This window comes from Enterococcus sp., from assembly GCF_032555305.1.
Taxonomy (GTDB): domain Bacteria; phylum Bacillota; class Bacilli; order Lactobacillales; family Enterococcaceae; genus Enterococcus_A.
In genome coordinates this window covers 62,612-77,609 of the sequence record NZ_JAWGOQ010000023.1, presented here as the reverse complement: position 1 = coordinate 77,609, position 14,998 = coordinate 62,612, and the positions used below count along the sequence as shown (strand labels likewise).

At 41.9% G+C, this 14,998-nt stretch carries 15 protein-coding genes; all 15 read right to left on the bottom strand.

Annotation, left to right across the window (positions count from 1 at the left end; translation table 11 throughout):
• Nucleotides 1-1,679 (bottom strand): MucBP domain-containing protein (locus E6139_RS16055; protein WP_316404195.1); only part of this gene is annotated, 1,679 nt, incomplete at its 3' end.
• Nucleotides 1,680-2,074: 395 nt separating this feature from the next.
• On the bottom strand, nucleotides 2,075-3,010 hold the full coding sequence (locus E6139_RS16050) for a hexose kinase (protein WP_316404193.1): 936 nt from the start codon (nucleotides 3,008-3,010) through the stop codon (nucleotides 2,075-2,077).
• Between the two features lie 12 nt (nucleotides 3,011-3,022).
• Nucleotides 3,023-4,015, bottom strand: coding sequence for a tagatose-bisphosphate aldolase (gene lacD, locus E6139_RS16045; RefSeq protein WP_316404191.1), 993 nt, complete (start codon nucleotides 4,013-4,015; stop codon nucleotides 3,023-3,025).
• Nucleotides 4,016-4,025: 10 nt separating this feature from the next.
• Nucleotides 4,026-5,183: an N-acetylglucosamine-6-phosphate deacetylase gene (nagA, locus tag E6139_RS16040; protein WP_316404190.1), complete on the bottom strand. Its 1,158-nt coding sequence runs from the start codon at nucleotides 5,181-5,183 to the stop codon at nucleotides 4,026-4,028.
• Between the two features lie 16 nt (nucleotides 5,184-5,199).
• Nucleotides 5,200-6,372, bottom strand: coding sequence for an SIS domain-containing protein (locus tag E6139_RS16035; RefSeq protein WP_410470547.1), 1,173 nt, complete (start codon nucleotides 6,370-6,372; stop codon nucleotides 5,200-5,202).
• Nucleotides 6,373-6,384: 12 nt separating this feature from the next.
• On the bottom strand, nucleotides 6,385-7,113 hold the full coding sequence (locus E6139_RS16030) for a GntR family transcriptional regulator (RefSeq protein WP_316404189.1): 729 nt from the start codon (nucleotides 7,111-7,113) through the stop codon (nucleotides 6,385-6,387).
• A 150-nt stretch (nucleotides 7,114-7,263) separates the two neighbouring features.
• The gene (locus E6139_RS16025; RefSeq protein ID WP_316404188.1) at nucleotides 7,264-8,307 is read right to left on the bottom strand and encodes a PTS system mannose/fructose/sorbose family transporter subunit IID; all 1,044 of its coding nucleotides are present in this window, start codon (nucleotides 8,305-8,307) and stop codon (nucleotides 7,264-7,266) included.
• Nucleotides 8,297-9,100 carry a PTS sugar transporter subunit IIC gene (locus E6139_RS16020; protein WP_316404187.1) on the bottom strand — a complete coding sequence of 268 codons (804 nt, stop codon included), beginning with the start codon at nucleotides 9,098-9,100 and terminating at the stop codon, nucleotides 8,297-8,299. Before E6139_RS16020 ends, E6139_RS16025 begins: the two co-directional genes overlap by 11 nt.
• A 20-nt stretch (nucleotides 9,101-9,120) precedes the next feature.
• The gene (agaV, locus tag E6139_RS16015; RefSeq protein ID WP_316404186.1) at nucleotides 9,121-9,603 is read right to left on the bottom strand and encodes a PTS N-acetylgalactosamine transporter subunit IIB; all 483 of its coding nucleotides are present in this window, start codon (nucleotides 9,601-9,603) and stop codon (nucleotides 9,121-9,123) included.
• Nucleotides 9,604-9,622: 19 nt separating this feature from the next.
• Nucleotides 9,623-9,898: a preprotein translocase subunit YajC gene (yajC, locus tag E6139_RS16010; RefSeq protein ID WP_316404185.1), complete on the bottom strand. Its 276-nt coding sequence runs from the start codon at nucleotides 9,896-9,898 to the stop codon at nucleotides 9,623-9,625.
• Between the two features lies 1 nt (nucleotide 9,899).
• Nucleotides 9,900-10,334 carry a PTS galactosamine/N-acetylgalactosamine transporter subunit IIA gene (gene agaF / locus E6139_RS16005; RefSeq protein ID WP_316404184.1) on the bottom strand — a complete coding sequence of 145 codons (435 nt, stop codon included), beginning with the start codon at nucleotides 10,332-10,334 and terminating at the stop codon, nucleotides 9,900-9,902.
• Between the two features lie 847 nt (nucleotides 10,335-11,181).
• On the bottom strand, nucleotides 11,182-11,526 hold the full coding sequence (locus E6139_RS16000; RefSeq protein ID WP_316404183.1) for a DUF2200 domain-containing protein: 345 nt from the start codon (nucleotides 11,524-11,526) through the stop codon (nucleotides 11,182-11,184).
• Nucleotides 11,527-11,544: 18 nt separating this feature from the next.
• Nucleotides 11,545-12,060, bottom strand: coding sequence for a helix-turn-helix transcriptional regulator (locus tag E6139_RS15995; protein ID WP_316404182.1), 516 nt, complete (start codon nucleotides 12,058-12,060; stop codon nucleotides 11,545-11,547).
• Nucleotides 12,061-12,162: 102 nt separating this feature from the next.
• Complete coding sequence (locus tag E6139_RS15990; protein WP_316404181.1) at nucleotides 12,163-13,332, bottom strand: NADP-dependent malic enzyme; 1,170 nt, start codon at nucleotides 13,330-13,332, stop codon at nucleotides 12,163-12,165.
• Nucleotides 13,319-14,701: a class II fumarate hydratase gene (gene fumC, locus E6139_RS15985; protein ID WP_316404180.1), complete on the bottom strand. Its 1,383-nt coding sequence runs from the start codon at nucleotides 14,699-14,701 to the stop codon at nucleotides 13,319-13,321. The genes E6139_RS15990 and fumC overlap by 14 nt, the downstream gene beginning before the upstream one ends.
• Between the last annotated feature and the right edge of the window lie 297 nt (nucleotides 14,702-14,998).

Here is a 14,998-nt window from a genome sequence, read left to right as displayed (position 1 = left end):
TTGGTTTTATCTGCTGGCACTACTGTGTATCCTGTAATTCCTGGAGCATTCATTGAAAATGCCTTTCCGTGCTCTACAGTTTGTGTTGTTGCTGTTTTGATGCTGGTTCCATTTCCATCTAAATACTTAATCGTAATCGTATACTTATTTTTCGTATACTTGATTGTCAGTGTTTCATTTTTACTCACTGAAGCAATGCTCTTGGTTTTATCTGCCGCAACTACTGTATATCCTGTGATTGCTGGCGCATCAATTTTGTACGAGTTACCTTTTTCTACGTCCGCTGTTGTCGCTGTTTTTATACTGCTCCCAGCTTCATCAACATATTTCACCGTGATTGTATATTTGGTCACTGGTGCAGTATTTTTTGTATAAACAAAAGTGAGTGTTTCATCTTTACTGACTGAGGAGATCGTCTGGGTATTATTTCCTTTCACTGTATAATCTGGAATTTCTTTTGCATTTGCTACATAGGAATCGCCTTTTTCTACTAATTGTTTTGAAGCCGGTCGGATATTCTGCCCAGTTTCATTTACAAACTTGACCGTGATTGTGTAATAGTCTGAGTCATTCTTCAAATACGTAAATGTCAAAATCGCATTACCATATATCGTAACTGTTTTAGAATTATCTCCCATCACTGTATACCCATTCACTTTGACTGCTTTTGCTGTGTATGACTTACCTTCTTCGACAGTTGCTGTAGTGGCTCCCGCCAATTCTTTCCCTTTTATATCCTTATGCACGACGGTCACGGTATATTTTGGCGTTGACACAGCGTTCTTCGTGTAATTGAAGGTGATCGTTTTATTTCCATTCACCGTGACGGTTTGAGAATTACTTCCTTTCAAGGTATAGCCATTAAATGTTTCAGCTTTTGCCGTATAGTTTTTCCCTTTTTCTATTGTGGCGGTAGTCTTCTTCAGCTCTTTCCCATCTGATCCGACATGCTTCACTGTAACGGTATACTTCGTCACTGGTGTCGCATTCTTCGTATAGTTAAACGTAATCGTCTTATTTCCATTCACCGTGACGGTTTGAGAGTTACTTCCTTTCAAGGTATAGCCGCTGAAACTACCTGCTTTTGCAGTATAAGATTTTCCTTTTTCGACACTTGCTGATGAAGTATTTAACGTTTTTCCATCTGAACCTACATGCTTCACCGTAACCGTATATTTAGTTACGGGAGTCGATTTATTGATCCCATACCAAGCGATTCCTTCATCTCTCCAACCCACCCGGATTAAATTCTTTTGTTCAGCATAATTCACGGTGTAATTATGTGATCCTGCTTTTGCATTGGGATTGTATGCGCGATAAAGCGGAACTGCTTTTTTTACGTCTGAATACCAGCCGATGCCCTCGTATTTCCAGCCGACTTTCACTAAATGATTTTTTTCGTTGGCATTTTGAGTGTAATGGTGATCACCTGCATTGGCATTATACAAACGATAAACAGCATTTCCCGTTGCTGGGGCGGTCCAACCGATCCCCTCATACTTCCAACCAACCTTCACCAAGTGATTCTTTTCGTTCCCATTTGCCGTATAGAAGTGCTCACCTGAATTTGGATTATAGAGCCGGTGCATGTCCGCCGCATTTGCTTCCTCAGCAGATGCGATGAAAATTGAAAAACATAGAGACAATACCAAAAAGACCAACAACTTAACCTTTTTCATCAACTTACCTCCTTATGTTCTTTGAATTACTAAAAAATAGATATTATTATTTATTTTAAATACATTTTGTTTAATTGTAAAGGAAGAAAATCACAATATTGCATTAATCAGGATTCAAAATAAAACAATATAAACATTTATTGTTTTATTATTCTGAATAACCCTTCGATACTTTCTAATTTTTCAACTTTTATCCGTGCAAAAAAACAGCAGGCATACCTACCTGCTGTTTTCATTTTTTTAGTTCATCTGTGAATGCTAGCTACAAAAAAACAGCATCATATAATTATCTAATAATTGTTTGTCTTTTGGTAAATAAAGAAAGGACGCTGTAGTAAATAGCTGTCCTTTCCTGATGATGTTGGTAAAGTGTATGTTGAGAAACACATAGCTAGCTACAACTTTTCAACTTGAATCTGCTTAAAATACTTATCGAAGTTCGAAGGATCAATATGTCCAGTTTTTTCTTCCAATGTGTTCAAGATACCTGTGGTCATGGCTGTTTTCATAATTTCCTCAGCCTCTGTCTTTTTGCTGATCGCAAAAGCCAGCCCAGCCAGCGTAGCATCTCCTGATCCTACTGGATTAACTGCTTGAATTGTCGGAATAAATACTCGATAAATCGAGTGGCGATGTTTGACGACTGCTCCTTGGGCCCCTAGCGAAACAACGATCCATTCGACTCCTGAGAACAGCTCATTATCCAAGACTGCTTTAAATTTTTCTAGCTCCCTAATCGATACCTTTTTTCCTAAAAGTTCTTGAATTTCTTCTGCATTCGGCTTTATCAAGTAGGGCTTGCTTTTACCGGATAAGCTCTTCTTGAGACTTTCACCTGCGGTATCAAGCAGGACTCTGACCCCCGCATCTGTTGCGAGCTTTAATAATGTTTGATAAAAATCTGACGGAAAGCCCTTGGCAAGACTACCAGAGATCGTTAAGCAATCTGCTTCTGTTACTAATGATTGGAAGTGCTCCAAAAATTGCTCTTGCTCAGACAAAGTAACCGTCGGACCTGCTTCTAAGATTTCGGTCTGTTGACCTTCGTGTAGAATCGCGATCGAGTTTCGCGATTCCTCCTTGATTGGCGAAAATTTATGTCGGATCCCTTCTTTTTCTAATTGTTCAAGAATGAACGCGCCATGGTGTCCACCGATTACCCCTGTAGCGATCACCTCACCACCAAGTTCATGGATCACACGAGTCACATTTAACCCTTTCCCTCCCGCAGTTTTTGAAACGGTCGCTGCTCGATTCACGGTATCTAGCTTGAACTCGCGTAAGGGATAGGAAACATCAATCGAGGGGTTCATTGTAACCGTAACGATCATGTATATCCCTCCCTACTCAATGACTTTTACTTTGTCGTACCAAGAGCTTGCACTTTGATTAAGTGCTTTGTTTAGACTTTCGATATTCTCTCTTCCAATCGTTCTCAGCCATGTTCTAGCAGCTTCTTCACCTTCTTGAACGAAAGGAGCTACACCGTCCTTCCAGGTTGCTCTACCGCATAAAACACCATTGAATGTCGATTCTGCTTCCTTCGCAAAAAAGAGAGTTTCTTGGAACAGTTTGGCAGAGACCCCTGCGCTTAAGAAAATAAAAGGCAGATGGGTCGTATCACTTTGTTCCTTAAAATAAGCCAGCGCCTCTGATCTTGTATAGACTGCCTCATCTTTGGAAAAGCCTTCAACATAATTCATATTTACCGGAACTTCTACTTTCAACACATCTACCTTATACTGAGGCTTTGAAAATTCCTTCATCATCTCGTTAACCTTGTGAGGTTTCACCCTCGCATACTCAATCGAAGAAGTATCTGCGATTACTGCATCATAGGATACCAATTCCAAATAAAAAGGAATATCTTCTGCCATACACTCGCTACCTAGACGCTCGACAAAAACATGTTTTAAATGATTGATTCGCGCGTCTTCATCGATATCATAATAAAGCAGGAACTTCACCGCATCTGCTCCAGCCTCTTTGATTCGCAACGCTGACCAATCCTCCAATAGATCAGGCAAGCGACCTGGTGTAGACGCATCGTACCCGGTTTTTTCATAGGCTAACAATAAGCCAGAATTCTCAGCACGAACCTCTGCCGCAGGAAGGCCATATTCAGGATCTAATAAAATCGAAGAAGCATAAGGAGTCAATTCTTCGGAAACTAAGACTTTAAAGCCTTCGATATATTTCGCATCTGCCTCCACCCCCAACGCCTGAATCATTTTCTTTAGCGCACCTCGTTGGTCGATCGCCAAGGCGCCGATCAATCCATTCTCCGTGGACAAACGATCCATTGCCGCTTTTTTCCCTTTAGTAAGTTCTAACATCTTCTTGCTCCTAATCTTTTGAGTAAACTTTTCTTCCGCCTAAATATGTGGCCACTAAAGACAGCTCTGGCTCAACGATCAGAAAGTCAGCCGCGCGCTCAGGCTGGATACTTCCACACTGATCATCGATCCCGACACTTCTAGCCGGAATGAGAGAAGCCATCTTGAACGCCTCTTCTACAGTCACCAAATCCCAATCCAAAACATTTTGGACACCTTTGAACAATTCCAAGATACTTCCGGCTAAACTATTTCCTTCCTTTAGACGCGCGGCCCCGTCTTTTACCAATACTGAAAATTCGCCTAAAGTAGACTCGCCCTCGGGCATGCCTCCTGCTCGCATGCAATCAGTGATCAATACAACCTTGTCAGGTGATTTGCTTTTTAGTAGAACATTAACCGCCGCTGGATGGACATGATGGCCATCGCAGATTACCTCTGTGAAGGAGGCTTCCGTAGTCATCGCAGCTCCCGCCATTCCGGGATCTCGATGATTAAAGCCACTCATTCCATTGAAGGTATGGACAAAAATACTCGCTCCTACGCCTACTGCTGCTCTGGATTGCTGATAGGTCGCCGCACTATGCGCCAGAGCCACATGAACTCCCTGATTGACTACAACTTCAATAAATTGCAGAGCTCCTTTTCGTTCAGGGGCCAATGCAATCTTTTTAATCAAACCGCCTGATAATTCCTGCCAATGATCAAAGATCTTTTTATCCGGGTCCATGAAATAATTTGGGTTCTGCGCCCCCTTGTACTGTTCGGTAAAAAACGGTCCTTCAAAAAAGATGCCTTGTACTCTTGCTCCGTCAAGCTCTTGGTAATGCTCCCCGATCAGCTTACTGACCTTGTTCAAGCTTTCTATGTCAGCTGTCAACGTGGTTGGCAAAAAGGATGTTACTCCGCAGCTTAATAGCCCCTGCGCGATTTCCTTCAGCCCACCAAGATCACAATCCATCACATCATGTCCTTTGAAGCCATGGATGTGAGTATCCACAAGTCCCGGTGCTACCCATTTTCCTGTATAGTCTAGGATCTCATGCTTCCCAGCATTAGGCGCTTCTTTGGTATATCTGCCAAAATGTCCATCCTTGACCTCCAAATATCCTGCTGACTCCATTCCACTGCGCAAAAAGAAACGATCGGCCTTGATATAGTAGTGCATTTTTTCCACTTCTTTCCTAATTGGCAAATTCGTGAATGGTCACACCTTTAACCACCCGATTGACTGTGCCTGTCGGAGATGGCGTATCTGGTGTGTTCTCACATTTAATGGATGTCAACAGTGCGATTGTTTGGGCAACCATAATGTCAGCTAATGCTAAGTAGCCATCTGACAGTAATGTCTGGGAGGCTTCAAAGGTAAAGTTCGTACCTGTAAACTGCTTGTTCCCATTTTGAGAAATCCCTATGACTTGCGGGGCGATCTTATCTCCCGCTACTTCTTCTAAAATGTCTAGATCGTACTGGCGTGTATACTCATCATTATTCACAAAAACAAAAAGAAGCGTTTTGTGATTGATAAATGATTTTGGTCCGTGCCGAAAGCCCATGGATGAATCAAAGACCGTTGCTACTTTTCCAGCGGTCAATTCCAAAACCTTCAGCTGAGCCTCACGAGTCAAACCAGCCAAGCTTCCTGAACCTAGATAGACGATGCGCTCGTAATCAACTGCCAATATTTCTTTAATCTCATTCTCCCGTTTGATCACTTCACTACCAAGCTGAATCAACGTTTTGACATAATCCTCCTTGATTTTTGTAGCTGTTTGATCGAAGACTAATAGTGCCATTAGCGTCATACAGGAGAAGCTGCCCGTCATCGCAAAACCAGCATCATTCGACTTAGCGGGTGTCAACAGCAGGAAATTACGTTCATCATCAATCGCTGCTTTCGCTAAATTTCCATCCTTCGCACAGGTAATCGTTAAATGGAAAATATTTTTAACATAAGCATTCGCTATTTCTACTGCGGCAGTACTTTCTGGACTATTTCCGCTGCGGGCAAATGAAACCAACAATGTTGTTTGGTCCTCAAATAAGCATTCTGTCGGTGATGCCACGATGTCAGTAGTCGCTAAACTTTCAAAAATGTAATTGTCGCTGTCTCCTTCTTTGACTAAATAGGGCTTGATCGTATCACCGACATATTGCGAAGTCCCTGCTCCAGTAAAGACAACCCGAACCTTCCCATCAGCGGAGGCTTTGACTGTTTCTAAAAAATCTTGGATAGCAGCTTCCTGTTGAAGGTAATTTTGAAAAGCCATCTCCCACAATTCCGGCTGTTGCTTAATCTCACGAGTGGTGTTTGCAGCACCCATCTTTTCTAACTCATTATTTGATAATTGAAACACATGGATTCCTCCTCAGTCCTTATGGTGAACGATTTTATAGTGAAATTGATCTGCTCGGGCAACACTCGTTGTAAACTCGATGATCTCATTTTTCGTATTATATGTTTTCCGAATCAAATTCAGCACTGGGGCTCCAGGTAGGATCTTTAAGATTTTGGCATCCTTTTCCTGAGCAATCCCTGCATAAAATTCTTCTTCGGCTATCCGGATGGTCTGACGGAAATCTTCTCGGAAAATATCATACATCGCCTTCTTTTTCAGATCTGCCTCTTCTAATGTCATGAAAAATTGTACGGGTAGATAACTCATCTCAAGCATCATCTCAACGCCATCAGCACTTCGCAGCCGCTCAATCTCGATCAAGCTTGTACCTAACGTGACATTTAACTGCTCAGCTAAATATTTATTGGCTTCGATTTTTTGAAAACTCAAAACATCCGTCCTCGGCACCTTCCCTAACGCTTTCATCTGTTCGGTGAAGCTGTAGGTATCCGATAGATTCAAAGCCGATTCACGGACATTCGAGACAAAAGTTCCTTTCCCGTGGCGGCGATAAATATAGCCAAGATTTTCCAATTCCTGCAAAGCAAGACGCACAGTTGTCCGGCTCAATCCGTACATATTGGATAATTCTCGTTCCGACGGCAGCAATGTATTTGCAGAATATTCTTTTTCAATTTTCTCTTTTAGCAAAGTAACCAATTGATCATATAATGGCTGCTTTTTGACATTATTCACCATTTTACTGTCCTCTTCTTCATTTAATCACAACCGATTCAAGGCACACTTGTACCGACCTGGTTACAACCAGATCGGAGAAGATATAGCGAAATGATAATAAATACCTCTCACCGGTTTGATAAGAGGTATTAAAAAACGAAACACCTACATCTAAGATGGCCAAATACTAGGCCAGATACCAAAGCCGGAGCCCAGTAATCCTAGAATCAGCAACAAGCCTATACATTTCAAAGGAGTCCAGCCGCGTTTAGCCAATAGCAAGTACAGAATCATGGTCAACGCTAGTGGGATGATCTGAGGTAAGATCCCATCCAATATTTCTTGTATTTTAATCAGCACAGGCACTTCCTGATTGCGATTAAAGGTTACTTCATACTCTCCTGAAGGCAGCTCCACCACACCTAGAGCTTTTTCATCTGTACCGGCATCCTGCACCTCATCCGTTAAGTTTCCATCTTCATCTGTTTTATAGATATATTCGTCATATTTATTTTTTTGACTTGCCGGCACGACTGCTGTCACCGAACGCACCTCATTGGTAGTTCCATTGGGAATCTCGATTTCTACTTTAGTCGCCCCATAAACACAGGTCAAGGAACCAACGACAAAAATCCCTAGGATACTTGCTGCACGAGTAAACTCTTTCGCGTTTTCAGTCAAGAGACCGATCGCATCGGTTCCCAGCTTGTAGGACCAATTCATCAAGAAGAAACGGATGATGAATTGCGCTAAATTGAATACGAGCAGGAAGATGAAAGGAGCGGCGATACTGCCATTAATCGCCATATTCGACGTAATACCGGCTGTGATCGGAACTAATGTAAACCAAAACAGTGCGTCTCCGATACCGCCCAAAGGTCCCATCGCTGCCACCCGAACTGCACGGATAGTAGGGATATCTGTCTTGTTTTGTTCCATTGAAAGAACGATCCCCATTACAAAGGTAACCAAAAACGGATGGGTATTAAAGAATTCCAAGTTGTGACTCATAGAGGCTGCCAGATCGTCCTTATCCTTGTGGATCTTCTTTAAACCAGGTAAAAGTCCGTACAACCAACCGCCAGATTGCATCCGTTCATAGTTGAAGGATGCTTGCAAGAACAACGAGCGCCAAACCATTTTGTTCAAGGTTTTCTGATCTAACTGCTCAGCAGGTGACTGATCTTTATATGTGTCTGGAATATTAAATGCCATCCTCTTCACCTCCGAAATCATTCGATACTTGTGCTGTTTTAAATTTCGATTGAATTTGGTAATCCCAGAAAGCCAACGCGAAGCCGATAAATGCAAGGATCAACAATGCCGGGCCGCTCAAGCTTGGTGCAGCCATGACGATCGTAGCCAAGCCAAATCCCATGAAGTAGAATCCCCACATATCGCGCGACATCATCACCTTCAAAAGAATTGCGAAACCGACATAGCGCATCATGCCGCCCGCTGCGCCAAGACCCTCCATCAACCATTCTGGAATCGCATTAACTACCTGCTGACCAAAAGCGGCTCCACCAATGAAGAACAAGGTAACGATTAATCCAAAGATCGCTCCTAAACCGAGCATCGCCAGATAGTTGATCCGATCAATCCCCTTCGTATTCGCTTCATGGGCATAGTTGTCCGCAACTGTCATAACAGGAGACATCAAAGAGAAAATCAATGTTACGCCATATTGACCCAATAAAGAAAATGGAATTGCGGTCGCTACCGCAACTGTTGGTTCTAATTTCAACGTAATCGCCAAAATTGCCGCCATGATTCCGCCAATAACGGCATTCGGCGGTTGTGCTCCACCGACCGGCATATTTCCGATCGTCATCAATTGATAGGTACCTCCGACAATAAGACCAGTTTTTAAATCACCAAGAATAAGTCCGATGACCATTCCAGTAACAATCGGTTGATACAATGATTCCAGAAAACTGAACTGGTCGATCGCAGCAATAAATGTCACTAAGAAGACTAAAATAATTTGAGCAATATTGTAGTCCATTCAATATACCCTCCTTAACTCTAATTGAATAATTTGTTCGAATCTTCAATCGGTGTTGTTGGAACACGTCGAATCTCTAACTCAACACCTGACTCCTTCAACTTCTTGAATACAGCCACATCCTCATCATCAACCGCAACTGTCGTAGCAACTTGTCTTTTTCCTTCAGCCATGTGCATATTGCCAATGTTCAGCTTCTTGATCGGTACGCCTCCTTCCACTAGTTTTAAAACATCAGCCGGATTTTCGACAATGATGAAAATCTTTTGTCTTGGTGCTGCCTTATGAATGATATCGATCGTTTTCTGAATTGAAAAATAGCGTGTTTGGACGCCTGAAGGTGCCGCCATGTCCATCAACCCCTGACGAACTTTATCCCCAGCAACCTTGTCATTGGCAACTAAAATCAAATTAGCCCCTATCGTCCCGTTCCATTGCGTAGCAACTTGACCATGAATCAGCCGATTATCGATTCTCGTCAATAAAATATTTGGTTCTGCCATCATTATTCCCTCCAATGTCTTATTTTATAATGTCCGAAATAGCATAGCGTGAAACTTCCATCACCACTCCTGACTTTATTTCAAGCTCTACAACCTCTTCATCCACTCGCTTCAAGGTGCCGATGATTCCACTAGACAACTGGACCTTTTGCCCACTCTTCAACGATTGGTGCAATTTCTTGTAATGATCTTTTCTTTCCTTGATGCCTTTACGGCTGAATAAATAATAAACAAGTGCCATGATAATCAGAAACACGATCATTACGATCGACGAAGATAAAATACTCTGCGCCATCTCAAATCCCTTCTTCCTCACTGCTATTTTCCCGTGACACACCCAACTGAGTATGGATCAAACCTGTTTTTCCTATCTCCACCATTTGTTCAACAAACTCATTGACTTCCGTAACATTCAAGCGCAGCAAAGAGCATTCGACTAACAAAGGCAGATTCGTACCTGCGACGACCTCCACCGAATCATGATTATGAGCGGCTAACATTGCTGATCGAAAAGGAGTTCCTCCTAACAGGTCAGAAAAGATGATCACGCCATCGCATTTTTGATCCAGTTTGTTGATAGCCGCCTCCATTTTTTCATCAAAATATTCCAGCGATTCCTCTTCTAAAAACGGCACTACTTCAAAGTTTTCTTGGGGTCCAGCAATCATTTCGACAGCGCCCATCACACCAGCAGCAAAGCTGCCATGCCCAGTAAGAATACATCCAATCATCGTCATCCTTCTTTCTTCTTTCTTCTTTTTAATCGCTCAACGAACTCCTTTGCTCTAGCTTATTCTCCGAACGTCTAGTCCATTTCCAGAGCAAGGTCTTTTATTATCACAGATCATCTCCTTTCAACTTGTTACAACCAGTACGCAAAAAAATAGAAACATATTTTTTAGTTTGTCTTTTATCACCATGCAAAGTATTTCACTTACAATGATTTGTCCATCTGCTAACAAAACACGCTGCACTGTTCTAAAAACTCCTGATTTCTTCAACAACTGCCCAATCAAAAGCTAAACTAAAAAATACATTTCGTTTTTTCAAAATATTTAATTATATATTTAAATAACTTATACAAAAATGATAACGCATCAACAAAGAGATGTCAACGCTTCCAAAAAAATTGCCTCCTGCTTGTTGATTGGTAGATACCAGACAACAAGCAGGAGGTTTATTCGAATTTCTAGCATGAAAATAATGACTCATAGAATGATCATAAATTTGTTTGATCGCCTAAAGTTTCAAATGAAAAAACCAATTATTATGTATATTTTACTTTTATAGCAACAAAATAAAAATTACTATTCTACTTATATATTGTGTATTTGATATTCAATAAGAAGTACCAACGATTTACAACTGAAGCTACTGGTATACTTAATCATTCTGAAAAACCATGAAATAACAAAAAAAACTATCTTTTTTTAAATAACAAAAATGACAAAGGGTATTCACGTAGAACAAAACACGGAATTAATAAAATGTTATTTTATAAGTTGTTCGCCGCTAACCAAGTTCTTTGTATATCCAAAAAAATAGACAGCGAATCGCGGTTGATTCGCTGTCGTTACTTTATTTACGCAAGATTTTTTCCATCTTTTTACCTTTGGCTAATTCATCCACCAGCTTGTCCAAGTAACGGATTTTTTGCATTAACGGATCTTCGATGTCCTCCACTCGATAGCCGCAGATGACGCCTTTTATCAAGGAAACATTCTCGTTCAGTTCTGGAACTTCCGCAAAAAAAGTCTCCATATCATTGCCAGAATCAATTTGCTTTTGCAGGCCTTCTTCATCATAGCCAGTTAACCAATAGATCACTTGATCCAGTTCTTCTTTACTTCGCCCTTTTTTTTCGATTTTCTTAAAATATAAGGGATAAATCGAAGCGAAACTCATTTTGAATAGTTTACTCATTTATTGAACACCTTTTTTCTAAATAAAATGTAGGGCGATGATAAATGCACCCATGAGAATGACCGTGCCAGCCGCTACGATTTTCATTTTTTTCACTTGTCGTTGGAAGTCTTCTTCTTTTCCTTTTAACCGAGCAATCTTTTCTTTGAATACACACATCGTAAAAAAGTTCGACAGCAAGGCTGCTGCAATAAAGGCGATAGCTCCGGTATTACTAACTGCTGAGAGAGAATACATCATGACTATCAGAATGATCCCGGTTAAGACTGGTCCGATAAAGTACACCCATGATAAATTTGCAATTTCTTCTTTTCGTTTGATTTCCTTCACCACGGCTGAATTTTCTATCAACTGATCATCCAGCGATACGTGAAAGACTTTGGCTAAACGCAGGACGCTTTCGATATCAGGAATGGTCTTGCCTGTCTCCCAATTTGAAATAGTCCGTTTCGATACAAAAATTTTATCGGCTAATTGCTCCTGTGTCCATTCTGCTGTCTGACGCTCTGTTTTGATGCGTTGGCTGATTTCCATTTGATCACCTTCAATAATTGGATTTATTCATTCCAAACTACTGCTGCGGGCTGAAAATGTCGATAGAAAGTTCTTTCTACCCTTGATATAACAACGTTTTGTTTAACGTGTCACACCATCTTTTCTGGCAGCTTCAGCTACTTTCATCGTGATCAAATCCACTACATTTTCATCAAATGCAGATGGAATGATGTAATCAGAATTCAATTCGCCGTAAGGAATTGAATCAGCGATCGCATGGGCACAAGCCAATTTCATACCAGATGTGATCTTTGTCGCCTCGGCAGTAAATGCACCGCGGAACAAACCTGGGAAGGCGAGAACATTGTTGATTTGATTTGGAAAATCTGAACGACCTGTTCCAACGACTGAAGCGCCGCCAGCGATCGCTTCGGCATAGGTGATCTCCGGTTCAGGATTCGCCATTGGGAAGACAATGTTGCCGTCATTCATCGAAGCGACCATTTCTTTCGTCACTAGATTTGGTGCAGAGACACCGATGAAAACATCCGCGCCAACAAAAGCTTCTGCCATCGTACCAGCAAAATCAGTTGGCGAGATCAATTCCAAGATTTCTTTCTCAACAAAGGTCGCTGTCGGCATCGCATCATTCAACGCGCCATCCTTATTAAAAGCGATGATATGCTTCACGCCAAGATCGACTAACATATGAATAATCGCACTGCCGGCGGCGCCTGTTCCTGAGATGACGACCTTCAAGTCTTGCGCTTCTTTTTTGACCAGCTTCAACGCATTGATCAAGGCAGCCGTCACTACTACTGCTGTACCATGTTGATCATCATGAAAAACAGGAATATCCAATGCTTCGATCAACGCACGTTCGATCTCAACACAGCGCGGCGCACTGATGTCCTCCAAGTTGATGCCGCCAAAAGTCGGGGCAATCGCTTTGACGATCTGAATGATTTCCTGCGGATCTTTCGTATCTAAGCAAATTGGTACCGCATCAATATCAGCGAATTCTTTGAACAGCAGTGCTTTGCCTTCCATTACAGGCAAAGCGGCTTCTGGTCCGATATCGCCCAACCCCAAAACGGCTGTTCCGTCTGTCACAACGGCAACACTATTCCCCTTCCACGTATAGTCATAGGCTTTGTTTTTATCCTCAGCGATTCTGCGACAGGGCTCTGCCACACCAGGAGTATAAGCTAACGATAAATCGTCTTTATTGTGTACTTTTGCCTTGCTGGTTACTTCGATCTTGCCACGCCATTTTTTGTGTGCTGTGATTGCTTCATCATAAATAGTCATCAAAATTATCTCCAATCATTTTTTCCGGTCGAACCCATGCGTCATATTCTTCTGAACTCACATAACCTAAAGCTAAGGCGGCTTCCTTCAATGTTGTTCCCTCGTTGAATGCTTTCTTCGCAATCTCTGCTCCTTTGTCATACCCAATGTGAGTATTCAAGGCGGTCACTAGCATAAGGGATTGCTCCAATAATTCAGCCATTCGTCCTTCATTGACCACCAATCCCTTCAAACAATGATCGCTGAAGGAATGTAACGCATCTGTTAATAGACGAACACTTTGTAACAGATCAAAAGCAATTAACGGTAAATAAACGTTCAGCTCAAAATTTCCTTGCGATGCTGCAACACCGATCGTTGTATCATTTCCCATCACCTGTACGGCGACCATTGCTAAGGCTTCGCATTGCGTTGGATTAACTTTACCCGGCATGATCGAGCTGCCTGGTTCATTCGCTGGCAACGTGATCTCACCTAATCCACTGCGGGGACCGCTTGCTAACCAGCGGATATCATTCGCCATCTTCATGCTGTTCGCTGCCAGAGCTTTTAGTGCTCCGCTGACATAAACGACCGCGTCACGATTAGCTAAAGCATGAAATTTATTTGTTTCTCCAATAAAATGAATCCCAGTTTCTTCATTTAACGCTTCAATAAAGGCTCTTTCATAAGCTTTTGAAGCATTCAGACCTGTTCCTACAGCCGTCCCGCCGATAGCCAATTGACGCAACTCAGCTAAACTATTAATCAGCATATTTTCATTATGCTCCAGCGCAGAACGCCACCCGCTGATTTCCTGAGCAAACGTTACCGGAGTCGCATCCTGCAAATGCGTCCGACCAATCTTGATCACGTGCTGATTCTTTTCTTCCAACTCTTCCAGTACGCCAATCATCTCATGGATAGCCGGCAGCAGATTTTTCTCAATTGCAAAAGTTCCAGCAATATGTAACGCGGTTGGAAAAACATCATTGGAGCTTTGGGACATATTCACATCATCATTCGGATGGACTGCCAGATCCTTTTGACTTGCCAAATGCGCGATCACTTCATTGGCGTTCATGTTGCTTTGAGTCCCACTGCCAGTCTGCCAGACAACTAATGGAAACTCATCCCAGTTTTCGCCCTTTAATAATAAATCAGCTGCCTTTTGAATCGCCAAAGACTTTTCCGCAGCTAATTTGCCGGTTCTTTGATTGGCAACTGCCGCCATCTTCTTCACTAATACAAGAGCGCGTAATAGTTCTGGCGGCATTTTTTCCCCGCCAATTTTAAAGTTTTGTCGGCTCCGTTCAGTTTGTGCTCCCCACCAGGCCTCTTTTGGTACCTCAATTGGGCCCATTGAATCATGTTCGATCCGTGTTTCCATACATTCGCTCCTTCTTCATTTTAATGTATTAATTTTTCTTCTAGAAAAATTAGTTTGATTTTCATCCGTATGCCATTCCTCTAAAGCTTACTTAACCTTGACTTGTTGTGCTTTGTTTTTTCCTAGTTCAGCCATGATCCTGCGAAAAGAGGAACTGAAATCCTTCTTCATATTAATGGATTAATTTTTCTTCCAGAAAAATTAGTTCGATTTTCTTCCGTATGTCATTCCTCTAATGCTTACTTGATTTTGACTTGTCGTGCTTTGTTTTTTCCTAGTTCAACCTTAATCCTCTGA

What these genes read in the sequence shown, in the direction of transcription:
- E6139_RS16020 (WP_316404187.1), bottom strand. Translation starts at nt 9,100, where the DNA reads ATGGACTACAATATTGCTCAAATTATTTTAGTCTTCTTAGTGACATTT.
- E6139_RS15990 (WP_316404181.1), bottom strand. Translation starts at nt 13,332, where the DNA reads ATGACTATTTATGATGAAGCAATCACAGCACACAAAAAATGGCGTGGC.
- fumC (WP_316404180.1), bottom strand. Translation starts at nt 14,701, where the DNA reads ATGGAAACACGGATCGAACATGATTCAATGGGCCCAATTGAGGTACCA.
- nagA (WP_316404190.1), bottom strand. Translation starts at nt 5,183, where the DNA reads ATGCACTACTATATCAAGGCCGATCGTTTCTTTTTGCGCAGTGGAATG.
- agaV (WP_316404186.1), bottom strand. Translation starts at nt 9,603, where the DNA reads ATGGCAGAACCAAATATTTTATTGACGAGAATCGATAATCGGCTGATT.
- agaF (WP_316404184.1), bottom strand. Translation starts at nt 10,334, where the DNA reads ATGATTGGATGTATTCTTACTGGGCATGGCAGCTTTGCTGCTGGTGTG.
- yajC (WP_316404185.1), bottom strand. Translation starts at nt 9,898, where the DNA reads ATGGCGCAGAGTATTTTATCTTCGTCGATCGTAATGATCGTGTTTCTG.
- E6139_RS16000 (WP_316404183.1), bottom strand. Translation starts at nt 11,526, where the DNA reads ATGAGTAAACTATTCAAAATGAGTTTCGCTTCGATTTATCCCTTATAT.
- E6139_RS16025 (WP_316404188.1), bottom strand. Translation starts at nt 8,307, where the DNA reads ATGGCATTTAATATTCCAGACACATATAAAGATCAGTCACCTGCTGAG.
- E6139_RS16050 (WP_316404193.1), bottom strand. Translation starts at nt 3,010, where the DNA reads ATGATCGTTACGGTTACAATGAACCCCTCGATTGATGTTTCCTATCCC.
- lacD (WP_316404191.1), bottom strand. Translation starts at nt 4,015, where the DNA reads ATGTTAGAACTTACTAAAGGGAAAAAAGCGGCAATGGATCGTTTGTCC.
- E6139_RS15995 (WP_316404182.1), bottom strand. Translation starts at nt 12,060, where the DNA reads ATGGAAATCAGCCAACGCATCAAAACAGAGCGTCAGACAGCAGAATGG.
- E6139_RS16030 (WP_316404189.1), bottom strand. Translation starts at nt 7,113, where the DNA reads ATGGTGAATAATGTCAAAAAGCAGCCATTATATGATCAATTGGTTACT.